The sequence below is a fragment of the Colwellia sp. C1TZA3 genome (genome assembly GCF_007954265.1).
In the GTDB taxonomy this organism is placed as follows: domain Bacteria; phylum Pseudomonadota; class Gammaproteobacteria; order Enterobacterales; family Alteromonadaceae; genus Cognaticolwellia.
This window is the reverse complement of record NZ_VOLS01000028.1, coordinates 1-22811: the sequence shown is the minus strand read 5'-3', so window position 1 is coordinate 22811 and position 22811 is coordinate 1. Positions and strand designations below refer to the sequence as shown.

General features: G+C 37.6%; 18 protein-coding genes. 10 read left to right on the top strand and 8 right to left on the bottom strand.

Going from position 1 to position 22811, the window contains the following annotated elements; all coding sequences use genetic code 11:
* Nucleotides 1–29 precede the first annotated feature (29 nt).
* On the bottom strand, nucleotides 30–1178 hold the full coding sequence (gene bhcC, locus ESZ39_RS09860; RefSeq protein WP_146879744.1) for a 3-hydroxy-D-aspartate aldolase BhcC: 1149 nt from the start codon (nucleotides 1176–1178) through the stop codon (nucleotides 30–32).
* 53 nt (nucleotides 1179–1231) lie between these two features.
* Nucleotides 1232–2209, bottom strand: a complete 978-nt coding sequence (bhcB, locus tag ESZ39_RS09855; RefSeq protein WP_223270331.1) for a beta-hydroxyaspartate dehydratase BhcB — start codon at nucleotides 2207–2209, stop codon at nucleotides 1232–1234.
* A gap of 389 nt (nucleotides 2210–2598) precedes the next feature.
* Between bhcB and ESZ39_RS09850 the strand changes: the two genes are divergently transcribed.
* Both ESZ39_RS09850 and ESZ39_RS09845 read left to right on the top strand, forming a co-directional pair.
* On the top strand, nucleotides 2599–3378 hold the full coding sequence (locus tag ESZ39_RS09850) for an IclR family transcriptional regulator (protein ID WP_146879743.1): 780 nt from the start codon (nucleotides 2599–2601) through the stop codon (nucleotides 3376–3378).
* Nucleotides 3379–3737: 359 nt separating this feature from the next.
* The gene (locus tag ESZ39_RS09845) at nucleotides 3738–4169 is read left to right on the top strand and encodes a GlcG/HbpS family heme-binding protein (protein WP_146879742.1); all 432 of its coding nucleotides are present in this window, start codon (nucleotides 3738–3740) and stop codon (nucleotides 4167–4169) included.
* Nucleotides 4170–4500: 331 nt separating this feature from the next.
* Here ESZ39_RS09845 and ESZ39_RS09840 read toward each other — a convergent pair whose 3' ends face one another.
* Complete coding sequence (locus ESZ39_RS09840) at nucleotides 4501–6111, bottom strand: SulP family inorganic anion transporter (protein WP_146879741.1); 1611 nt, start codon at nucleotides 6109–6111, stop codon at nucleotides 4501–4503.
* A gap of 645 nt (nucleotides 6112–6756) precedes the next feature.
* Between ESZ39_RS09840 and ESZ39_RS09835 the strand changes: the two genes are divergently transcribed.
* Nucleotides 6757–8193, top strand: coding sequence for an NCS2 family permease (locus tag ESZ39_RS09835; RefSeq protein WP_146879768.1), 1437 nt, complete (start codon nucleotides 6757–6759; stop codon nucleotides 8191–8193).
* 387 nt (nucleotides 8194–8580) lie between these two features.
* On the opposite strand, the gene ESZ39_RS17760 is transcribed toward ESZ39_RS09835, so the two are convergent.
* Nucleotides 8581–8748 (bottom strand): hypothetical protein, encoded by a 168-nt coding sequence (locus ESZ39_RS17760; protein WP_191321749.1) that lies wholly within the window; start codon nucleotides 8746–8748, stop codon nucleotides 8581–8583.
* A gap of 858 nt (nucleotides 8749–9606) precedes the next feature.
* Between ESZ39_RS17760 and ESZ39_RS09825 the strand changes: the two genes are divergently transcribed.
* Nucleotides 9607–11085, top strand: a complete 1479-nt coding sequence (locus tag ESZ39_RS09825) for a carbon starvation protein A (protein WP_146879739.1) — start codon at nucleotides 9607–9609, stop codon at nucleotides 11083–11085.
* Nucleotides 11086–11335: 250 nt separating this feature from the next.
* Here ESZ39_RS09825 and ESZ39_RS09820 read toward each other — a convergent pair whose 3' ends face one another.
* Nucleotides 11336–11947, bottom strand: a complete 612-nt coding sequence (locus tag ESZ39_RS09820) for a glutathione S-transferase family protein (protein ID WP_146879738.1) — start codon at nucleotides 11945–11947, stop codon at nucleotides 11336–11338.
* Nucleotides 11948–12281: 334 nt separating this feature from the next.
* Between ESZ39_RS09820 and ESZ39_RS18015 the strand changes: the two genes are divergently transcribed.
* Both ESZ39_RS18015 and ESZ39_RS09815 read left to right on the top strand, forming a co-directional pair.
* Nucleotides 12282–12629, top strand: a complete 348-nt coding sequence (locus ESZ39_RS18015; RefSeq protein WP_223270330.1) for a hypothetical protein — start codon at nucleotides 12282–12284, stop codon at nucleotides 12627–12629.
* Nucleotides 12630–12677: 48 nt separating this feature from the next.
* The gene (locus ESZ39_RS09815) at nucleotides 12678–13958 is read left to right on the top strand and encodes a hypothetical protein (RefSeq protein ID WP_223270329.1); all 1281 of its coding nucleotides are present in this window, start codon (nucleotides 12678–12680) and stop codon (nucleotides 13956–13958) included.
* Nucleotides 13959–14862: 904 nt separating this feature from the next.
* Here ESZ39_RS09815 and ESZ39_RS09810 read toward each other — a convergent pair.
* Nucleotides 14863–15990 (bottom strand): pyridoxal-phosphate-dependent aminotransferase family protein, encoded by a 1128-nt coding sequence (locus ESZ39_RS09810; protein ID WP_146879737.1) that lies wholly within the window; start codon nucleotides 15988–15990, stop codon nucleotides 14863–14865.
* Nucleotides 15991–16524: 534 nt separating this feature from the next.
* On the opposite strand from ESZ39_RS09810, the gene ESZ39_RS09805 reads away from it, so the two are divergent.
* Both ESZ39_RS09805 and ESZ39_RS09800 read left to right on the top strand, forming a co-directional pair.
* Complete coding sequence (locus ESZ39_RS09805) at nucleotides 16525–17763, top strand: malic enzyme-like NAD(P)-binding protein (RefSeq protein WP_146879736.1); 1239 nt, start codon at nucleotides 16525–16527, stop codon at nucleotides 17761–17763.
* A gap of 709 nt (nucleotides 17764–18472) precedes the next feature.
* Nucleotides 18473–19744: a mechanosensitive ion channel family protein gene (locus ESZ39_RS09800; protein ID WP_146879735.1), complete on the top strand. Its 1272-nt coding sequence runs from the start codon at nucleotides 18473–18475 to the stop codon at nucleotides 19742–19744.
* 227 nt (nucleotides 19745–19971) lie between these two features.
* Here ESZ39_RS09800 and ESZ39_RS09795 read toward each other — a convergent pair whose 3' ends face one another.
* Nucleotides 19972–20376, bottom strand: coding sequence for an META domain-containing protein (locus tag ESZ39_RS09795; protein WP_191321748.1), 405 nt, complete (start codon nucleotides 20374–20376; stop codon nucleotides 19972–19974).
* A gap of 1130 nt (nucleotides 20377–21506) precedes the next feature.
* On the opposite strand from ESZ39_RS09795, the gene ESZ39_RS09790 reads away from it, so the two are divergent.
* A complete protein-coding gene (locus ESZ39_RS09790) occupies nucleotides 21507–21716 on the top strand; it encodes a hypothetical protein (protein WP_146879733.1) in 210 nt (69 codons plus the stop codon).
* A 54-nt stretch (nucleotides 21717–21770) separates the two neighbouring features.
* On the opposite strand, the gene ESZ39_RS09785 is transcribed toward ESZ39_RS09790, so the two are convergent.
* On the bottom strand, nucleotides 21771–21950 hold the full coding sequence (locus ESZ39_RS09785) for a hypothetical protein (protein ID WP_146879732.1): 180 nt from the start codon (nucleotides 21948–21950) through the stop codon (nucleotides 21771–21773).
* Nucleotides 21951–22134: 184 nt separating this feature from the next.
* Between ESZ39_RS09785 and rnk the strand changes: the two genes are divergently transcribed.
* Nucleotides 22135–22503 carry a nucleoside diphosphate kinase regulator gene (gene rnk / locus ESZ39_RS09780; RefSeq protein WP_146879731.1) on the top strand — a complete coding sequence of 123 codons (369 nt, stop codon included), beginning with the start codon at nucleotides 22135–22137 and terminating at the stop codon, nucleotides 22501–22503.
* The last annotated feature ends 308 nt before the right edge of the window (nucleotides 22504–22811 follow it).

Genomic DNA, 22811 nt, shown 5'->3' with positions numbered 1-22811 from the left:
AAAAATTTTTATAGTAGATAAATTTTAATTTAGAATGCTTTACCACGAGCAGAAACAGGCCATAATTTTTCTACTTTGCCGTTTCGCACACCCACATAGTAGTCATGAACGTTACAAGTAGGATCACAGTGGCCAGGTACTAACTTTAATTTTTCATTAATTTTTAATACGCCTGCCGGATCAGCAATTACGCCGTGCTCATCTGAACACTTAATATATTCAACATCGTCGCGCCCAAAGATATACGGCAAACCACTGTCGACTGATTGTACTTTAAGGCCAGCATCACAAATGGCTTTGTCTGTTTTAGTGTGACTCATCACTGAGGTTAAAATAAATAAAGCGTTTTCAAATTCCGATATTCTTTTACCTTCTTTATCATGAATACGTTGATAATCAGCGTCCATAAATGCGTAAGAGCCACACTGTAATTCATTAAAAACCCCTGAGTTACCTTCGAAGTAATACGAACCTGTACCACCACCGCCGACGATGTCACATTCAAGCCCTTCGGCTTTTAACAGTGCGATTGTGTCAGCCACCATTGCGATAGCAATAGTGGTTTTTTCTTGACGTACTTCAAAATTTTCCATGTGCTGCATGGCGCCTTGGTAAGCTTGTATACCAGCAAATTTTAAGCCTGGAGTTGCCGCAATTGCTTTAGCGATATCAACCACTGGTTGACCTGGAGCCACACCACAGCGGCCTGCACCACAATCAATTTCAACTAAACATTCAACTTCAGTACCGTGTTTTTTTACTGCAGCAGCAAGTTCAGCCACATTATCAAGGTCATCAACACAACAAAGGGTTCGTGCGCCAAGCTTAGGCAGACGCGCTAAGCGATCAATTTTTTCAGGTTGACGTACTTGGTTTGACACCAGCACATCTTTAATACCGCCACGAGCAAATACTTCAGCTTCAGAAACTTTTTGACAACAAACGCCACAGCTATCGCCAAGCTCCTCTTGTAATAGTGCAATATCTACTGACTTATGCATTTTTCCGTGCACACGATGACGCACACCCATCGCTTTTGCATAGTTACCCATGGTGATAATGTTGCGTTCTAGTGCGTCTAAATCGACGATTAAACACGGGGTTTGTATATCGGCTTCATTCATACCCGGCACGGCAGGAACGTCATAACCTACTTCTAAATTGTTTGCTGTTGTCATTTTTTTCTCCAAAATTTCGATTGTTATTTATTTATTTATTTTTTAGTTTGCAGCTAATGCTTTAGCCATGGCAATTTATCTAAATCGACATTACCGCCAGTAATAATGACACCCACTCTTTTACCTTTAAAAACATCAGGATTTTTCAAAATAATGGCTAGGGTCACTGCACAGCTTGCTTCCACTACAATTTTCATATGGATCCAAATAAGCTTCATAGCGTCAATTATTTCTTGCTCTGTTGCCGTTAAAATATCAGTGACATGATTTTTGACAAAATGCCATGTTAAGTCTTTTAACGGTACTTTAAGGCCATCGGCAATAGTATCTGGTGCATCGTCAGCAATAATATGTCCAGCTTTAAAAGAGCGGGCGGCATCGTCAGCGTTAAGTGGCTCAGCGGCATAAATTTTAATCTTTGGGGCAATAGTTGACAGCGTTAAACAAGTACCTGAAATCATGCCGCCGCCGCCAATAGGCGCAACCACGGCATCTAGATCTTGCACCTGACTGGCTAATTCTTTTGAGCAAGTGGCTTGGCCAGCAATAACCCGTGGGTCGTTGTATGGATGAACAAAATCAGCAGCTGATTTGGCAATAACTTCAGCAAATACTGCTTCGCGCGAAGTGGTAGAAGGTTCGCACTCAACAATTTTACCGCCATAACCAATAACAGCATCTTTCTTTGCTTGGGGCGCGGTATGTGGCATCACTACGGTTACGGGAATACCACGTCGGCCAGCAGCGTAAGATAAACATAACGCATGGTTACCTGAGGAGTGTGTTGCAACACCCATTTTTGCTTTTTCTTCGCTTAAACCAAAAACAGCATTACAAGCACCGCGCACTTTAAAGGCACCCGCTTTTTGCAAATTTTCACATTTAAAAAACAACTCAGCACCAGTTAACTCATTTAAAAAACGCGAGGTTAATACCGGTGTTTTATGAATGTAAGGTTTAATGCGCTCATGTGCTTCAAGTACATCGTCATAGGTTGGAATATACATTTTATCTGTTGTTGAACTGTTCAAATCTGACTCCTTTTATACCTCAGATATCGCTACTTATCTGCGATAACGGTGTTTGGCTGTTAATAAATTTGTAAATGGTTTAGCGCTCAATTTAAAAATACGTTTAATTTTTAATTGATTCCACCTTATGGAAAATGAGTGGGTCACGCAAACAACAAAGATTTCACAATGTGAAATATTATAATAAAATCAAATGTAAAAAATAATTTAAGTTAATTATTTCAATATCTTGAGGTTTGTTTTATTTTAAATAGATGGTTGTTTTCATAATGTGAAATCATTGATGGTCTACTAGACTATTCTTTAGTATAGTTTTAGCCTTATATTTAAATGCAGACAAATACAGATATTGTCGAGTAGCTAATAGAATGGATAATAAAGCAGAGCCTATGAAAAAGCATAAACCAGAATCTAGAATTCAAGTTATTGATCGAGCCGCGATGTTATTAGACGCAATCTCACGCTACTCTTTACCGGTCACTTTAAAGGCACTGAGTGCTGACACTGATTTAGCACCCTCTACTGCCTTTCGTATTTTACATTCTTTGATTGATAATCACTTTGTTGACCGAGACAGTGTCGGCCGATATCAGCTAAGTGGTCGACTAATACGATTGAGTAATGATCAAAATAATGATATTGATTTTCGTAAAGTCGCATTGCCCTACATGGAAAAGTTACGCGATAAATTTGGTGAAACCATCAACTTAACCACCCGAGAAGGTGATGTAGTTATTTATGTCGAGAAATCGATCCCTAATAGAATGATGCATGTGCAACAAATCATCGGTAGTCGGGCACCTTTACATGTCACTGGTGTCGGTAAAATGATGTTGGGCAGGGAAGGCGTGGAAGGCATTCGAGGTTATGCTCAACGGACAAATTTACCTACTTATACGCGTAAAACTTTTTCTAAATTAGACACCCTAGTTGATGAATGCCTCGCTTGTGTTGATAAAGGTTTTGCATACGACAATGAAGAAGCTGAAATGGGCGTTGGTTGTATCGGCGTACTATTGTATGACAAATACGGTGAAGTTGTGGCCGGTTTATCAGTATCTGCGCCAATTCAACGACGAAAAGACGAGTGGATCAAGCATATAGTTAAGGCAGGTAAATCAATTTCCATGGAACTTGGTTATGTCAAAACTGCGCTTAAAAGTGCCTAAAATATATTGAATTAACATTGTTAAATGGCTAAACCAAGACGGCTAAGTGATAACCATTAAATCGTAACGGTTAAGCTAAAACTGCCAAGTCATAACCGGATAGAGATTAAAATTAAATAGGTTAATTAAACACATAATACCAATTTGATTAATTAAGTGATCTACTTTTTCATGAGGAAAAATGGATAAATACAAGGCATAAAATTTAGTCAGTAGTTATTCTACTTATAAATTTTATAACGCTGTAGTTATTCATTTTAACCCTTAAAAATGAGCAGGTAATTAATCAACTTGGTATAACATAGGGTGTTTGATCATTTTGTTTAATATCGAATTTTAAAAACTAAAGAGTGAATACTATGTTAACAATAAATAGATTAAACCAAATGGAAGCGAAGTTAATCATTGATGGAGCCGTGATTAAGGCTAAGGAGTTCGGCATACCTATGTGTATATCTGTAGTTGATGAGTCAGGCAGTTTACTTGCTTTTGAACGTATGGACGGTGGAAAAATTCACAGTATTACGCTTTCTCAAGATAAAGCCTTTACTGCGGCATCGGCTCGTAAGGGTACACACATATTTAACCAGGCCTGTATTCCAGGGCACGAGAACAATTTATTTGGTATCCATACCGCGTTAGGCGGGCGCATGTGTATTGTGGGTGGTGGCTTACCTATATTTTATAATGGTGAAGTGGTTGGGGGCATAGGTGTCAGTTCAGGCTCACCAGAGCAAGATCTCGGTTGTGCACAAGCGGGAGTTGACACTTTTAGCCGGATATTGTCATAAGGGATATTGTAGAAAATTTTGCCCCTATTTATGCTTGAATACTTTTAGTTAATAAGTTAATAAGTTAATAAGTCAAATCAGTTGATATAATATTAAGCTCATTCATTGGTAGTATAAGCAATGAATGAGCTAGTGGTAATTAACTTATACTGACTTTATAAAAGCTAAGTTGCTCATTAAATCATTAAATCATTAAATTTTCACCTCACCCAAACATTAGCCCATAGTTTTATTTGTTAATAAATACAACAATATAATGCTGGTGTTAGGCTGTTTATTTACTATAAAATACCATCATACTATGGGTTAGATATAACACTGAGCTGCAAGGCTATCTTTCTTGCTGGTACTTTAAATAATTGAACGCAGCTATCCTGGTAATAAATATATGTTCTTTTGGTATTTTGTCGAATAAATTTAATTTATTAAAATCGTCATGAACCCGCTGACAAATGTTTGTTAACAGTATTTGCTTACCTTCGGCCTGATAACTGACAATAATTTCTTCAATGGCGATGGTGCTAGTAACACCGACAAATTGTGCATCAGTAAAATCAATCAATAAGGTTTTACTTTGATCAGATTTTGAAACACTCTGCTTTAAACCTCTGGCGACACCAAAGCCAATAGGCCCTGATATATTGAGTAACAGTACACAGTCATCCATGGTGGCTAATAGCGCTGTTTCTGCAGCTGATAAGTGTTGAGCGTCTTTAGTTGTCACTAATTTAATATTATCTAACTGAATTTCTGATAACCGGCGAATAGTGACTATATTAGCGACAAAGGCTGAAATTAACACCGCCGTTATTAAGTCAAATATCACCGCCATCACCATAGTTGAAATCATTAAGGCAGCACTAAATAATGGAATTTGATGCACACGTTTAAGAAAATTCCAATCAATAATACTAATACCGACATGGGTTAATATCGCTGCTAAAACAGCCACGGGAATATAAGCGGTATATTCACCGGCCCACAACACAATAGCGAGAATAAAAAGCGCATGAAGAATACCTGACAAAGGTGTTGTTCCCCCAGCCCTTAAATTAGTCACGGTGCGCATAGTAGCGCCGCCACCAGGTAACGCGCCAAATAATCCAGCCATAATATTACCAATGCCTTGGCCTACCAGTTCTTGATCAGAGTCATGTAAATCATTACTGATACTATCTACCGTTAGTGAGGTCATTAATGAATCTAAAGTGCTTAAGGTGGCTATTAATAACGCTGACTTAATCATTTCTCCGGCTAAACCGCTTTGCCACGTAGGGAAATTAAAGGCAGGAAGTTCGCTAGAAATAGCGCCAACCACCGGCATGTCGCTACCCGAAAATAGATAAAATAGCGTTGCACCCAACACCACAATAATACTCGCCGGTACAACACGGCTATATTTTTGTGGCCATAAAAAAAGTACCACTAAACAAGCTAAGCCCAGTAAGGTATTAGTACTGGTAAATAAGTGCATCGACAAAGGTAATTCAGCCAACGGTTTGCCAAAGAGTGGGGCAATTTGCGATAAAATAATAAGAATACCGACGCCTGAGGTAAAACCCGATATCACCGGATATGAGATCAAGGTAAAATATTTACCCAGCTTAAAAAAGCCAAATAGTACTTGGAAAACCCCGGCTAAACTAACAACAGTAAATGCCATCGCCACACCATGCTCGGGTGATTGGGCAATAAAACTGGTGAGTATCGCCACCATGGCAATGGTTAAACCGGTATTTGGGCCTGATATTTGCTGATTTGTACCACCGAATACAGAGGCAAATAACCCGGTAATAATGGCACAATAAATACCGGCACTGGCACCAGCCCCAGATGTTACGCCAAAAGCTAAGGCGAAAGGCAAGGCAACAATCGTTGATGTTAGCGCACCAAAAATGTCACCCTTAATAGTACGTCGATTAAAATGTGTTAATAAAAGCATAACGACCCAATGTTTAAAATGTTGATTACGGACATTACTAGCCACACGTCTCTAGCTTGAACTAATACCATGTTGATTAATTACCTGCTCATTTTTAATGGTTAAAATGAATAACTACAGTGTTATAAAATTTATAAGGTGAATAACTACTGATTAAATTTTATGCCTTGTATTTATCTATTTTTCCTCATGAAAAAGGTGATCACTTAATTAACCAAATTGGTATAACTAGTTATATGTACACCAAGAAAACTTGCCTAAGTTAATTGTTGTGATATTGAGTAATACTAATTTGATTAATTATTATTACTCAATATCACAGCTGACGATAAATTATATATTAAAAACTTATTTCCTGACACTATTGACAGGTTTTCTTATTTAAGGATAAGATCGATATGCCATTCAACAAAAAACTTATGAAAATTGATAAAAAATAAAGCAAGCATTAGTGGGTGGCATAAGTAAGAGGTAATTTATATTTATGCATTATCTACTTAGTTAACAAAATAAGATAGCTTGAGAAGGCTTTATCGTTTGTTAGCAAAAGTAGTGATGGATGTTATAGGCGTTCAGCGACAAACGGGTCACATTATAAAACTATAAAAAATGACCTCATTTATAAACAACAAGAGAGTTGTAGTGATGAACCAAACGAGTAAAACCAACGATAAAAACCCAAGCCAATTAGGCTTTTTAGAACGATTTTTTAAATTACATGCGCATAATACCAATATAAAAACAGAGCTTATGGCAGGTTTAACCACCTTTGTAACCATGTCATATATTATGTTTTTAAACCCTATGATCATGTCAAAGACCGGCATGCCATTTGATGGTTTATTCCTAGCAACTTGTTTAGGCGCTGCGATTGCCACCATTTTAATGGGGCTTTATGCTAACTGGCCAGTAGGGCTTGCACCTGGTATGGGGTTAAATGCTTTTTTTACTTTTTCTGTTGTCGGCGCAATGGGCTACAGCTGGGAAATTGCCCTAGGTGCGGTATTTCTGTCGGGGGTTATTTTCGTTTTTATGAGTGTCACTCGGCTTCGAGAATGGATGCTAGACAGTATACCGATGAGCCTGCGACTAGCGATGACGGCAGGGGTGGGTTTGTTCCTTGGTTTTATTGGTTTACGTTTTACCGGCATTGTTGTTGCTGACCCAGATAATATTGTTGCGCTTGCTGACTTAACACACTTTGGCTTTGGCGAATTTGGTCCAGAAGCGCCAGCACTGGGATTTTTAAGCTTTTTACTTATTGCGGTCTTAAGTTACCGAAAAGTTTTTGGTGCAGTACTTATTGGTATAGCTGTAACCACGTTAATTGCCTTTATCATGACTTGGATACTACCGACTGATTTTTTTGTGGTAGCTGAAGCGGCTAAGGCCTTTGCACCCGCGACTGGCTTTGTTAGTTATAATGGTATGTTAGCCGTGCCAGACTTTTCTGCACTTGAGCCAATATTATTTAAAGCAGACATTGTCGGGGCCTTTCAAGTGGCTTTAATCCCGGTCATTGTTACTTTCTTATTTGTGAACATTTTTGATACCGCAGGTACATTAATGGGGGTTGCTGAACGCGCTAACTTACAAGATAAAGACGGTAAAATTACCGGTTTAAGTAAATCATTAAAAGCAGATTCTATTGCTTCTGTTATTGGTACTGCTTTTGGTTGTCCGCCGGTGACCTCTTATGTAGAGTCTGCCGCCGGTGTTGCTGTTGGTGGCCGTACAGGATTAACCGCAGTCACTATCGGTTTATTATTTGCTGCCGGTGTGTTCTTTTTACCACTGGCTCAAATGCTACCTGGCTTTGCGGTTGATGGCGCACTTATTTATGTTGCTGTGCTGATGATGAGTTCTTTAAGAGCCTTAGACTGGGATGATCTAACTGAGTACGCACCAGCAGTATGCACTACAGTAATGATGGCATTCACTTTCTCTATCGCTAATGGTATTGCTTTTGGTTTTATTACCTATACGGTACTTAAACTGGGTGCGGGTAAATTTAAAGATATATCGAATGGGGTATGGGCCTTAACCGCTTTATTCATTGCTAAATTTATCTTTTTAACTTAATGCGTACTTATCGGTAATATATAGAGATAATATTTACCCATAGCATTTATAGATAGCAAAAAGCCTTTCAAATGAAAGGCTTTTTACGTTAATAAGCACTGTGCGTTGCATGACGCAGTTATCGCCACACCAGGATAATTTTGATGTCAGTTTTCGTCAATTTTTGCAATTAATTGTCTGTTTCAACCAGGAGCTATTTTAACTAGTACAAGTGAGCAATAACTTAATGGGATTGGTATTAGATGTTTTTAGTTGCCCAACACTAATGCTAATAGCTAAGGTGCCGATTGCTTGTCATGGGATTTTCATCACCAATACTCACATATTTTAGATAATTAAATTACATTTTCGAAGTGAAAATATTAAAATCAACGTTATTATCTAACCTCAATCGTCATCATCGTCGTCGATAATATCTGGCGTTACGGTATCAACAACATCAATAGCGCCGCCCACAACTGTGGTCGTTACACCAACAGCGGTAGTCACTACCATACAGCCTGATAAGCTTGACAGCACTAAACTAAAAAACAGAAAATATATTGCTTTTAACATCACTTTTGTTAATCCTATTTATTGATACTTGGTATGAATCAATTTACTTTGATTCTCTTTTGCCCGATCCCCAGCCAGTTGTAACACAAATTATTGACTATGAAAATTATGCAGTCTAAATAATACCAAATTGATTAATTACCTGCTCATTTTTAATGGTTAAAATGAATAACGACAGGGTTATAAAATTTATAAGGTGAATAACTACTGACTAAATTTTATGCCTTGTATTTATCCATTTTTCCTCATGAAAAAGGTGATCACTTAATTAATGTAATTGGTATAATACCAATTACATTAAGTTATTGCTCACTTGTACTGGTTAAAATAGCTCAAGGCTGTGTTGCTCTCAATCCCAATAGCCAGCTATTGCTCAATCGAGCGCCTTACCTTGAGTTATTTTTCCTGCGTACAACAAGATCACAAACTTAATGGAACTGGTATAAGAGCACTTCAACAGTTTCATAAAAGCTTAAGTAGTGTTTTAGTTTATCAAGTTTGGCTATTGACATAAAGTGAGCATACTTATGCAATGGTTTTCTAAGCGGTGGCTAAATTAGTGACAATCAATGCCTATAGGGATTTATACCAATCCCATTAAGTTATTGCTCACTTGTACTAGTTAAAATAGCTCAAGGCTGTGTTGCTCTCACTCCCAATAGCCAGCTATTGCTCAATCGAGCGCCTTACCTTGAATTATTTTTCCTGCGCACAACAAGATCACAAACTTAATGGAACTGGTATTAATTTATTGTTCAAGCGTTGTTCTTTTGTTACAGTCGATCGATTTGCAAAGATTCAAAAGTTGAGCAGTGGTCTATGGCTCTATAATAAAATTACACAAAGGGAACGTGCTTTATGATTATCTTTTTTATCTGCCTGACTATTTTAATATTGGGTTATAAGTTTTATAGCCCCTTCGTAGAAAAACAAGCAGGTTTAGACTCAACGCTTGATACACCGCAAAAACGCTTTAGTGAAGGTGTTGACTATGTCGCTATTCATCCGGTGCGTGCATTTTTAATTCAATTTCTAAACATCGCAGGCGTTGGGCCAATATTTGGCCCAATACTGGGCGCTCTATATGGCCCGATTGCTTTGGTTTGGATTGTACTCGGTAACGTTTTAGGTGGCGCCGTTCACGACTTCTTCTCAGGCGTTATGAGTATAAAAGAAGACGGTAAAAGCTTACCAGAAATAGCTGGTAAATATTACAATGTTGTTTTTAAAGGCTTTATGCTGCTATTTACTGCCATGCTACTATTTTTTGTTGGTGTGGTATTTATAATGAGCCCTGCAGGCTTGCTCAGCAACTTAGATTTTTTTGAAGGCACGATTTTTGCCAATAATACCTTTTGGGTCTTGGCTATTTTAGCCTATTACTTTTTAGCCACCTTGTTACCCATTGATAAAATTATTACAAAACTCTACCCGATTTTTGGTTTATTAATGATTTTAATGACCACACTTGTTGGCGTTGCACTATTAATAGATGCGCCGCACTTACCGGTAGCAGGTGACTTCTTAGCCTACTTTGAAGCCGATCACGCACATGACTTTTTAGCGCCAAATCCAGATGGATTACCCACTTGGCCGTTATTGTTTATTACGATTACCTGTGGTGCTATTAGTGGCTTTCATTCTACTCAAGCACCTATTATTGCCCGCTGCTTAACCAACGAAAAGTATGTACGGCCAGTATATTACGGAGCGATGATATGTGAAGGTATGGTAGGTTGTGTCTGGGCACTAGCGGGTATTGCTGCATTTCCTGAAGGTTATGCGGGCTTAAAAGTATTACTCGACCAAGGTGGTCCAGGTTTAGTGGTTAACCATGTTGCTAATAATTATTTGGGTGTATTTGGCGGTGTTATGGCCGTTATTGCGGTTGCAGTTTTCCCTATTACTTCTGGCGATACCGCATTCCGTTCATTGCGTTTAACCGTTGTTGATGCTTTTAATATTCCACAAAGTTTACGCAATCGCTTATTACTCGCTATTCCTATATTAACAATTGCATATTTTATGACTAAGCTTGATTTTACCGTAATTTGGCGCTATTTCGCCTTCTCAAATATGCTGCTTTCGACCAGTGTCTTGTGGCTTGCGACCAAATATTTATTTGACCGTGGTACATTCCATTGGATCACCAGTATTCCTGCCGTAATAGCAACTGCGGTAACAATCTCTTACATTATGACTGCCGCAATAGGTCTTAACTTATCAAGCGATTTTGGCAAGCCGATTGGTGTTGTAGTCGCTGTTATTGGCTTTATTACGCTGGCTATTGTGCACACGACTAAGTATAAAAAAATCAATCTAACGGACGAGCTTTAAGTAAGTAAATACGGGCTATGCCAGCCATAATAACTAGTTTTATCAGTCAAATATGACATTCTCTTGATCAACTGTAGTGGGATAAGTCGGTTTTGCCTCAGTTGAAAAATTCAGTTTTATTTGATCAGCCACCATCAAGTCGATATTAATAATGTGATAGGCAAGTTGCATTTATTTAAACGCAATACTCACCTTTATGGCTATTAGTGGTTAGGGGGAAGTATATAAATTAATTAATCATTATAATATTCTAGGCTTTGGCTGAGGGTCTTGAAGAAACGTTAGCATACCAGCGTTTTAGATTGTTTTGCTCGTCTGTTATTCGAATGTTATTGACACGATTAAAGTCTATGCTAATGAGCGCTGTAATATCAGCAATAGAAAAGCTGTCACCTGCTATATATTCTGAAGCAGCTAAATGTTTGTCTAAAAAAATTAAAAACTTTGTCACACTTTCGCCACATTCTTTGCCCCAATCAGCAACAACGTTCATTCGATCTTTAAAGTAACCACTCGTATGTTGGAAGCACATGCCTGTAGGCATTAACAACGACAACTCCATGCGACGTTGCCATTGTTCTATTATGGCTTTTTCAAGCGGGTTCGAGCCCATTAATGGTTGTTCTGGATTCATCTCTTCAAAATATCGGCAAATGGCAACGCTTTCACTAATCACTGTGCCGTCATCCAGTTCTAAAATTGGGATTTTAGCCAACGGATTTTTTTGTTTGAATGCTTTAGTTAAATTATCACCACGTTGAATGTCCATTTGAACAAACTCGATGCCTGCAATGTTTTTCTCATGGAGAAATATTCTTACGCGCCTTGCATTTGGTGCTGTTGCTGTTTCATATATTTTCATGTTTATTCCATTTAATGACTAATACCAATCTCATTAAGTTATTGCTCACTTGTACTAGTTAAAATAGCTCAATGCTGCGTTGCTCTCAATCCCAATAGCCAGCTATTGCTCAATCGAGCGCCTTACCTTGAGTTATTTTTCCTGCGTACAACAAGATCACAAACTTAATGGAACTGGTATAAACTAACTTTTGGGATAGTATAAATAACCTTACCACAAATCAATTGGGCAGATTTTCGAACAGGTTATATTGATCATATCAAATAGGGTGTTTATATTACTTATGCTCCCTTTTGGAAATAAAATAGAACCTAACTATCACTAAAAGAAGGTAATGATGAACACTATCTTGGCTTACTTAAAACAGACGTTGGTGTTTATATCCGCCTGCTGCATTTTCGCCTCTTCATTGACTGTTAGCGCGGTTAATGCCAGTGACTATCAGTTTCTAACTCAACTATTCAAACAATGGCGAGAGTTTGAACAACCGCCGTTATTTAACAATGCCCCTGATTATCGCACTAAAACATTTGATAGCCGCTTGCAAAAATTTGAGTTGATTAGAAAAAAGTTATTACAAATTGAGACTACCAATTGGTCTATCGAGAATAAAGTCGATTGGCATATTTTGTGGGCGGAGTTAAATGGTTATGAATTTAATTACAAATTGCTCAAACCTTAGCAACGAGACCCAGCTTTTTATAAATCGCTCTGGAATTATCGCAGTGATGTGCCAGCACACGAAGGACCGACTCATCATGGTGTGACTGAATTATGGACTTATCAATTTCCATTAAGTGACATTGAACAACAAAGACTGATTGCCGACTTGAGTATAATCAAACCGCTTAATCAACAAGCTAGAGTTAACTTAACGGGTAACGCCGCAGAACTTTGGAAAGCGGGTATTAGAGATATTCATCAACAAACAAAAGCGCTTGTAGATCTGCAAAAAAAAGTAAAAAATACGGCTAGCTCAGCGTTATTAGAGGTTATTGAAATCGCCATCAAGTCGACCCATGATTTTACTGATTGGCTTGAAATTCAAGCTAAAATTAAGAATGGGCCATCGGGTATCGGCCAAGCACAATATACTTGGTATATGAATAACGTGCATCTTGTTCCACTTAACTGGCAAGATGAAGTGAGACTGTTAAAAAGAGAACTGGATCGTTCATGGTCTAGTCTGAAACTAGAAGAGCATCGCAATCGTAAACTACCGCAATTAATCGCCGCGGCTAACCAAGCAGAATACGATGAACTTAAAGAACGCTCAGCTAATAAATTCCTTAATTTTTTAGATCAACAAGAGATTGTCACCGTCGCTGACTATTTTGAAAAGGCACTAAAAGGACATTTGGGGCCATTTGTACCCGCTGATAAACGTAACTTCTTTCAAATAGGTTCACATTTTGATCCAACACCTTTGTATTCTCACTTTTATCATTGGTTTGAATTGGCAAGGATGGACAATACGCCTCATGCTAGCCCGATTCGGCGAGAAGCATTACTTTATAATATATTCGACAGCCGCAATGAAGGAACTGCGACGGCTGTTGAAGAAATGTTTATGCATGCTGGGTTATATGATGACAATCCAAGAGTTCGAGAAATTGTCTGGATTATGATTGCTCAGCGCGCGGCCAGAGGTCTAGGTTCGCTTTATGCACATGCCAATCAGATGACTATGGAACAAGCAGGCCAAATTCATGCTGATAAAACCCCTCGCGGTTGGATGAAAGTGGAACCGGAACTATTGATTTTTGAACAGCATCTTTATATGAGACAGCCTGGTTATGGCAGTAGTTATGTGACTGGAAAATATTTGTTGGAACGAACCATGGCTGACTATGCCATTTTATTGGAATCCCAAGGAAAGGACTTTCGTGTTAAAGATTTTTTTGACCAGCTTAATGCAATTGGTAGTATTCCAATTGCACTGGGTCGTTGGCAAATGACGGGGTTAGGTAATGAAATAAAATCGATTCGAGAGCATTATCAACCACTATAAATCTGTACGAGTCAGTTCAGAAAATTGCCTCAGCATTATCGTTCACTTTGGGGCAAAAGCTGGTTGTCAGTAAATAGCCAAATTACCGCTATTTTAGACGATTTGTAAAATCAACAGGGTCAGAAAGCAAACAATAAATGGCGTTAGATACACTTTAAATGCACACAAAACTTCAAGTGCTGAAAGTTTGATAAATATTCCACTATACGAAATTAAGCCGTTGAAAAAAATATAAAAAAGAGCCTGAATTATTGATGTGATTTAGGCTTTTTTATTTGCTGCCTTATTTAATACTAAATTGGTATAAGTTTGTCTTATAATGCACCAATAGCTATAGGTTCAGCTGTTTTTAGGTTTGGCTGCGGTGATACTTTATACCAATCCCATTAAGTTATTGCTCACTTGTACTAGTTAAAATAGCTCAAGGCTGTGTTGCTCTCAATCCCAATAGCCAGCTATTGCTCAATCGAGCGCCTTACCTTGCGTTATTTTTCCTGCGCACAACAAGATCACAAACTTAATGGAACTGGTATTACTTTAGGTATTACCGCTATCGATAATATTGCCAGTAGCAGAATATGTTGATTTTAATTTCTCATTGATAAGGTTAAATATGTGTCTGTCATGAGAGTTTTTTGTCTTGTTGGGATAACTAGAAGTAGTGAAAAATCGACCTTGTAAACAAGCTTAATTGTGCTTGTTAAATCAGCCATAAAGGTTAATTAATTGCCTAAAAGAGCCCACATTACCAAGTAAACTTTATCTTGATAATGCAGGCTTATTTGTTGCTTCAATTGAAGGGTTCGCGCTGTGATTGCTTACTAAAAAATCATAACTTTAACTTTTTTCTCCAGCTACACACTTTTTTAAATTCCACATCGTGAAAATTATTTTTCGGCATTATCTACTGTTGTTGAGCTAAAGCGTCTGTAAGTGTGGTTAAACATAAGGCGACATTTTCGCTTCTTGCGGTATAACCCATTAAGCCAATACGCCATGCTTTGCCAGCAAAATCGCCTAAACCGCCACCGATTTCTAGGTTGTATTCGTTCAATAGATAGCTTCTTACTTTTACATCATCTATACCGTCTGGGATATAGATAGCGTTTAACTGAGGTAAGCGCTCCTCTTTAGGAACAATAAACTTGATACCTAGTTTATCTAAGCCTTTGGCTAGGGCCTCATGCTGCTTTTGATGGCGTGCCCAGCAGTTTTCTAAGCCTTCGTTTTGTAAGTGTATTAACGACTCGTGCAAGCCATATAGTGAGTTTACTGGGGCGGTATGATGATAGCTGCGTTTGCCAGCACCTGACCAATAACTCATTACAAGTGATTGATCTAAAAACCAACTTTGTATTTGTGTTTTACGGTTTTTAATCACATTTACCGCCTTCTCACTAAATGAAATAGGGGATAAACCCGGTACACAAGATAAACATTTTTGTGAGCCAGAATAAATAGCATCTATGCCCCAGTCATCCACTTTAAGCTCAACACCGCCTAATGAGGTAACGGCATCAACAATAGATAAGCAGTCGTGTTGCTGTGCTAATGCACACAAGGCTTTTGCGTCTGATAACGCACCCGTAGAGGTTTCAGCGTGAACAAAGGCTAAAAATTTAGCCTCTGGATTAGCTTTTAATGCCGCTTCTACTTTGTCAACTTCAACGGCCCGACCCCAAGGAGAGTCAACTACGATGGCTTCTCCACCGATGCGGTTAACATTTTGCACCATACGGTCACCAAAGACGCCGTTGCGACAAACGATGACTTTATCGCCTGCTTCTACTAAATTAACAAAACAAGCTTCCATACCAGCAGAGCCGGGCGCCGACAGCGCAATAGTAAACTCGTTTTTAGTTTGAAAAGCATACTGCAGTAATGCTTTTAATTCGTCCATCATACCAATAAATAAAGGGTCTAAATGGCCAATAGCGGGTCTGGATAATGAAGCTAAAACTTCTGGACTGATGTCGGAAGGGCCAGGGCCCATTAATATTCTGCGTGGAGGGTGAAATGATTGAAAATTCATTTTTTTCTGCCTTTATTAGATGTAAGTAATGTTTGATTTATACTTTGATAACAAGGCCGGTTAGTAGTGTCAAGCTTCGCGTTTGTTAGGAAATTATTTATCTGAAGTAAAATAAAATGGCGAAAAATAAAAGTTGACATATCTGTCAGGATTTGTGATTTTATTCGAAGTTCTGCAAAAATTTTATGTCATGACAATTTTGCAATCTAGAGCATAGTTGAAATAACTGCGCTTTAGTGAGGATATTTATATAAAATTCTTTATCTTGAAAAATCACTAATAACGATAAATTATATTCAGTACTGACACTAGGATACTGAGTATAAAAATTAAGAAAACACCCCGAAATGTTGCTAACACAATAATGATATTAAGCGCGCTTAACGCGTTTGCAGAAAAATAGTGCCTTAAAGCGCGACTTGTACATTTCTGGGAAACATTAGCACAAGCGCTAATGTTATAACTTATTACCAACTCAGTGACTTATGCCATTGAGTTTTAGCCAACTTATTTATATTTAATTAAAGGTCAATTATGAGCGATTTTAAACAACGTGCGTTAGATTATCATGCCTACCCAACACCAGGAAAAATAGGTCTGCAAATAACCACGGTAGCTGAAACAAGTGAAGATTTATCATTAGCTTATAGCCCTGGCGTTGCTGAGCCTTGTCGGGCGATAGCGGCAAACTCTGACGATGTGTACAAGTACACCGCCAAAGGTAATACCGTTGCGGTTATATCAAATGGTAGTGCCGTATTAGGGTTAGGTAACTTAGGTCCTCTAGCATCAAAGCCCGTAATGGAAGGTAAAGCTTTATTATTTAAAAAATTTGCCAATATTGATTCATTTGACATAGAGGTCAAACATAAAACAACAGAAGAATTTATTAATACAGTTGCCAGTATTGCGGATACTTTTGGTGGTATTAACCTTGAAGATATAAAAGCCCCAGACTGTTTTATTATTGAAAAAGCGCTGCAAGAACGCTGTAAAATCCCTATCTTTCATGATGACCAACATGGCACTGCAATCGTCACCTCTGCGGCGATGATGAATGCCTTAGAAATTCAAGGTAAAGATATTGAGCATGCGGTGATTGTTTGTTTAGGGGCAGGTGCTGCCGCCATTGCTTGCATGGAATTGCTTATTCAATGTGGTGCGAAGCGTGAAAAAATATATATGTTGGACACTAAGGGTGTAGTACATACGCGCCGCAGCGATCTCAATGAATATAAAATGCTCTTTGCCAATAACACCGATAAACGCACGCTTGATGATGCGATTGCTGAAGCCGATGTTTTTGTCGGCGTATCAGGGCCAAACTTATTGTCTAAAGAGCAGCTATTAACCATGGCGCCAAACCCTATTGTTTTTGCTTGTTCAAATCCTGACCCTGAAATTAAACCTGAACTTGCGCATTCAGTTAGAGACGATTTAATTATGGCGACAGGTCGTTCTGATTATCCTAATCAGGTTAATAATGTTTTGTGTTTCCCGTTTATCTTTCGCGGCGCTTTGGATGTTAGAGCCAGAAAAATAAATAACGAAATGAAATTAGCGGCAGTGCATGCGATACGTACGTTAGCAAAAGCTGAGGTACCACAAAGTGTGTTAATTGCGAGTGGAGAAAGCTCATTAAGTTTTGGTAAAAGCTATATTATCCCACGTCCGATGGACCCAAGACTTTGTTACAATGTAGCGAAGGCAGTGGCAGAGGCGGCGGTAGATTCTGGTGTTGCACAAATCCCCATGCCTAAATGTTACCTTTAACACCAGTTTGAATAATTAAGTGGTCTACTTTTTCATGAGGAAAAATAAAGAAATACAAGACATAAAATTTAGTCAGTAGTTATTCACTTTATAAACTTTATGACGCCGTAGTTTTTTATTTTAACCATTAAAAATGAGCAGATAGTTAATCAACTTGGTATAATACCTTTAGTCTAGCGTATGTTTAAATAAGAGCAGATGAGTGAGTAATACCAATTTGATTAATTAAGTGATCACCTTTTTCATGAGGAAAAATGGATAAATACAAGGCATAAAATTTAGTCAGTAGTTATTCACCTTATAAATTTTATAACGCTGTAGTTATTCATTTTAACCAGTAAAAATGAGCAGGTAATTAATCAACTTGGTATAACATGACTTTTTATGTTACTCGCTTATATCACTTACTTACAGCCCCTTAGTATGGCGAATTTACAATTTGTCCCGACCTATTTAGATAAAAACCTACATGGCTTTGAGCAGGCTATTTAATTCATGGGTTAAATAACCTACTTTGGCCAGTCACTTACTATACGTATATGCACTCGCATCAGTAAATCAACACCAGTACTAAAATCATTTGTCACTTGGCATTTATGAAGTCAACTTAACTGGCTAAAGCCTGACTTACACTGTAATCTGCGCAAACTGTATGGTTAGGTTTATTGATTGATAACACGGTTAAAGTAATAATTAAGGACAGATAATCATGACTGAAACAAGAACACATTTGAGAGAGTTTTTATTAGGCTGGCTTGAGCAAAATATGCCAGGTAATATCTTTGTCTGGTACGATATTTTAGTCATTTTATGGATAGCCAGTTTTGCCATAGCATTGCATTATATGATTAGAGGCTTAGCTAAGCACTTTCTCAAGGGCAAATTTGAGGTTATCGACAATCAACAGACCAAAAATGTAATATTTGCATTATTTCAGCGCTTAGCGAAGCGACTTTCGTTGACGCTTCAAGGTGCGATTGTAGTGATCCAAGCCAAGCTTTGGTTAGCAAAAGAAGCAATCTTTTTGCATCTTGCTGAAGTCATTACTAACCAGTGGATAATCTTATTTTCTCTGCTGTCGTTGTTTACTTTTTTAGATATTTTACAATCGTTTTCAGATAAGCGCACCCGTCAGGCACACTTCCCATTAAGGGGGCTTTTGCAAACCGTTAAGCTTATCGCCAGTATTTTTACCGCTATTCTAGCGGTGTCATTACTGATGGATAAGTCACCCCTTATTTTGCTGAGTGGCTTGGGCGCCTTGTCTGCTGTGTTGTTGTTGGTATTCAAAGATCCCATTTTAGGCTTAGTTGCTGGTATACAGCTTTCTGCCAATAACATGCTGGCAGTGGGCGATTGGCTTGAGATGCCAAAGTATGGCGCAGACGGTGATGTAGTTGATATAGCCTTAACAACAGTAAAAGTAAGGAATTGGGACAAAACTATTACCACAATTCCTACTTATGCACTTATTTCAGACTCATTTAAAAACTGGCGCGGTATGTCTGAAGCGGGTGGTAGAAGAATAAAACGCAGTATTCACCTAGAAATAGGTAGTATCTGTTTCTTAGACAAAGCGCAATTAAATGAATTGAAAAAGGCGCACTTACTGAGCGAATATATAACTCATGCGGTGCCAGAAATTGAAAAAGAAAATATTGATAAAAAGACTGATATGACAGTAATGCAAAATGGTCGACGGCTGACCAATGTTGGTACTTTTAGAAAATATCTGCTGTCATTTTTGCAAAACCATCCTGATATTCATCAGGGAATGACCTTAATCGTTAGGCAACTTGAACCAACAAGTAACGGCTTACCCGTTGAAATTTATGCTTTTACCAATACTACAAATTGGAATGCTTACGAGGACATTCAGTCAGATATTTTTGATCATGTTATTGCGGTGTTGCCCGCGTTTTCACTGAGAGTACATGAATCACCGACAGGGAATGATATTAGGTCACTGGCAAAACACTAGCTTGATAATTTGTTGAACTGTTGAATGAATATTGTTTGACGCGAAACCAAAAAAATTGCTTTAGCGTTAATGGCATTATGTTTAAAATTGAAGCTTTAAACCGTACCTGTTTAAAGCTAGAACATAGCAAGGTGTTGATAATAAAAATAAATAACTGGAGACTCCTTTTATTGTGGTTTTTAATCATTAAAGTGTGGTGACAGGTCAGTAATTGAGTCTATTTTCAGTTAAAAATATACGGCATCAAAGCTGGCTAATTCAGCTCCGGTTTGACTAAATAAGGTTAATGATTTCGCTGTGATGTTATAAGATGTGGTGTTTGAAAGCACTTGCAATACTTTCTGCTCATTGAGTTCAATATCAGGACAAACCATTTGAGTGACTCCTAAAGCACTGAATGTTAAATTACCGGCCCCAACAGCGAGTACCTTTGCATTAAATTGACCAAAGAAGTGATTACAACCTGCAAAGCCTGTTACACGGTTGTCATTAGTTTGTAGAGTAAAATGACGTTTGCTTTGTCGCTCAGGCGTCATTACAACCGATGTTCCACCCAGTTGTACTAATTTCCAATAGGTCTCAGTGAGATCAGCGAGAGTGCCAGGAGTTTTCGTCTGGTTCGTTACTAACATTGTTGATGCACAACTGGTCAGCGTTATTACTGAAAAAAGACAAAAAACGCTTAAATACTTTCTGATTGGTATCATTTATATCCTCAGTTTATATTTATATTTTAATTTTATTAAATAAAAGAGTCATTTACCTCATAACCTATCCTGTTTAAAACGCCATTGTTTAATCGATAAACCTTATAGTGCTAATTAATGCAGGTAGACTATCAGCTTTGCCAAAGAGACTCACCTAGGTTATACCTATAATACTGCGGCAGATAGAGTTACTTTCTACTCTCAACCAAGCGAAAAAAGGAAAACCTATCCGAGATTATAAGAATTTTTTCAAACATCATGGATTGTAAATACCTTATTGTCTTCATGCTTAAAAAAAGCGTAAATGATCTTGGCTTTAACAAGAAAACATTTAGCTGAAATGTTTCATGATTTTACTCGCCACAAAGCCCATATTGTTAGCAAAGATATTTAATACTTGATCATGTTTGTAAGGACTTGAGTATGAACAGTCGTACTCATTTAGTGTTAACTTCAGCGTATACTTGTTCTTTATTTTTTAACTAGCGGTAAACTTGATTATTGAGCTCTCAGGAGTTAAAAACCAAGAACCAAGAACCAAGAACCAAGAACTAAGTGCGTTATATTAATTGCCACTTATGTTATTGATGATGTTGTTAGACGTTTTGTTAAAGGTGATAGTGCAAGCGCTTATGAATTAATTTATGGTGCAATTAAAACATAGTTAAAAAGGTATTTTTGAGGGTAGGTGTAATAGAATTTAGCAAAATTATAAGCATTTATAAGTTTTGACTTGAAATTTAACTTATTAGCCGCATTAAGATCATTATCATCTAAGGATTAACCATTGTTGTTAATACTAGTGGTCTATGTTGTGATTATTATACGCCTGCAGTGTCATTTATAGCGTTCATTTATGTAGTTAATGAATGCTATTATCTGAATAACACCAAGATATATTCGACTTATTTCAGGGCGAGTAACAACAGTATTAACTTAGTTGCCCAAGCCATAAAATTAATGTTGAGCTAGAAAGAACTACAAATATATCAGCTTTGTTGATAAGACTTACAAATACCATTTACCCTCATTTATTCGAGACTGAGAATAGACATATGCATAATAACTTTTGGAATTATCTCTTTGAAACATCTGAGTTAATCGAAAACATGGCTAATGATAAACAAGATATAATTGAACAGGTTAACGCTCGGTTAGAAACAGTTGAATTATTATATGAACGTCATTTTGACCCTGTTGATTCATATGAGGAAGTCGTTGCTGTAAAATTAATCCAAGCAATTTCACGGGCAATAAAAAAATAGTAATATGGAAATTTACCTATTAATATTTTGTTTAGCTAAGTATTATTTTGATAATTATTTATCAGGCAACAGAGTAGGCAACACAACACTTGAAAAATAACCACCAGCTTTATTTAATTCAGCAAGTATCGAGTATTTTGTATGTACATCTGTGTTTTCAGTGCTGGCGTTAATGTCAATATTAAGTGTGGCTAGTAGTGCAGGCGCATTGAAAAATTTGGTGCTTTGCGCCATAGCAACAACGACGCATCGGGTATGTCTGGATGCAAGGTTAAAGGTTAGCATTATGCCAAAGGAGTTTACTATTGAAGGATTTGCATGTGCGATAGATAGTGATTAACTATCTTCTACAGATAAGTATATTCACAACCACTAAGTTTTTACTGCATCAATTAATTGACAAAATAAGAGGTATATAATGATTAAACCAAAAATAATTATAAGCCATGAAGACTATGATGGTTTACATTCTATGATAGAGAAAGAAAATTTCGCCCCATCTCATGCCTTACTGGTTGATGAATTAGAGCGCGCAAAAATAGTTGAAAAAAAGAAACTTCCAAACAACGTTGTACGGATGAATTCAATTGTTACATTTACGATGCTTTCAACACAAAAAGCCTTTGATCTGCAGCTTGTTTACCCAAAAGATACCAAGGAAAATGGCACCTTGTCGATTCTTACGCCTGTTGGTAGCGCCTTAATTGGCTTATCTATTGGACAAGAAATCGAATGGCCATTAGGCAATAATAAAACCACCATTGTGCACATTGACTCTATTGAATAGCATAGCTAAATTGCACTCGTTAAGTACGATAAAATGTTAGCTTAGATTTAAACGAAATAACTTAACCATGCCTTAGCTCATGTTATTTCGTTATTTTAAGCCATTTTATACTTTGGTACGGGTCATAGTTATCTAACGCGGTAATTACACTCGCTGTTTTTACTAAAAAAGGTAGATTCAATATTATACCAATCCCATTAAGTTATTGCTCACTTGTACTAGTTAAAATAGCTCAAGGCTGTGTTGCTCTCACTCCCAATAGCCAGCTATTGCTCAATCGAGCGCCTTACCTTGAGTTATTTTTCCTG

What these genes read in the sequence shown, in the direction of transcription:
- bhcC (WP_146879744.1), bottom strand. Translation starts at nt 1,178, where the DNA reads ATGACAACAGCAAACAATTTAGAAGTAGGTTATGACGTTCCTGCCGTG.
- ESZ39_RS09850 (WP_146879743.1), top strand. Translation starts at nt 2,599, where the DNA reads ATGAAAAAGCATAAACCAGAATCTAGAATTCAAGTTATTGATCGAGCC.
- ESZ39_RS09845 (WP_146879742.1), top strand. Translation starts at nt 3,738, where the DNA reads ATGTTAACAATAAATAGATTAAACCAAATGGAAGCGAAGTTAATCATT.
- ESZ39_RS09840 (WP_146879741.1), bottom strand. Translation starts at nt 6,111, where the DNA reads ATGCTTTTATTAACACATTTTAATCGACGTACTATTAAGGGTGACATT.
- ESZ39_RS09835 (WP_146879768.1), top strand. Translation starts at nt 6,757, where the DNA reads ATGAACCAAACGAGTAAAACCAACGATAAAAACCCAAGCCAATTAGGC.
- ESZ39_RS17760 (WP_191321749.1), bottom strand. Translation starts at nt 8,748, where the DNA reads ATGTTAAAAGCAATATATTTTCTGTTTTTTAGTTTAGTGCTGTCAAGC.
- ESZ39_RS09825 (WP_146879739.1), top strand. Translation starts at nt 9,607, where the DNA reads ATGATTATCTTTTTTATCTGCCTGACTATTTTAATATTGGGTTATAAG.
- ESZ39_RS09820 (WP_146879738.1), bottom strand. Translation starts at nt 11,947, where the DNA reads ATGAAAATATATGAAACAGCAACAGCACCAAATGCAAGGCGCGTAAGA.
- ESZ39_RS18015 (WP_223270330.1), top strand. Translation starts at nt 12,282, where the DNA reads ATGATGAACACTATCTTGGCTTACTTAAAACAGACGTTGGTGTTTATA.
- ESZ39_RS09810 (WP_146879737.1), bottom strand. Translation starts at nt 15,990, where the DNA reads ATGAATTTTCAATCATTTCACCCTCCACGCAGAATATTAATGGGCCCT.
- ESZ39_RS09805 (WP_146879736.1), top strand. Translation starts at nt 16,525, where the DNA reads ATGAGCGATTTTAAACAACGTGCGTTAGATTATCATGCCTACCCAACA.
- ESZ39_RS09800 (WP_146879735.1), top strand. Translation starts at nt 18,473, where the DNA reads ATGACTGAAACAAGAACACATTTGAGAGAGTTTTTATTAGGCTGGCTT.
- ESZ39_RS09795 (WP_191321748.1), bottom strand. Translation starts at nt 20,376, where the DNA reads ATGTTAGTAACGAACCAGACGAAAACTCCTGGCACTCTCGCTGATCTC.
- ESZ39_RS09790 (WP_146879733.1), top strand. Translation starts at nt 21,507, where the DNA reads ATGCATAATAACTTTTGGAATTATCTCTTTGAAACATCTGAGTTAATC.
- ESZ39_RS09785 (WP_146879732.1), bottom strand. Translation starts at nt 21,950, where the DNA reads ATGGCGCAAAGCACCAAATTTTTCAATGCGCCTGCACTACTAGCCACA.
- rnk (WP_146879731.1), top strand. Translation starts at nt 22,135, where the DNA reads ATGATTAAACCAAAAATAATTATAAGCCATGAAGACTATGATGGTTTA.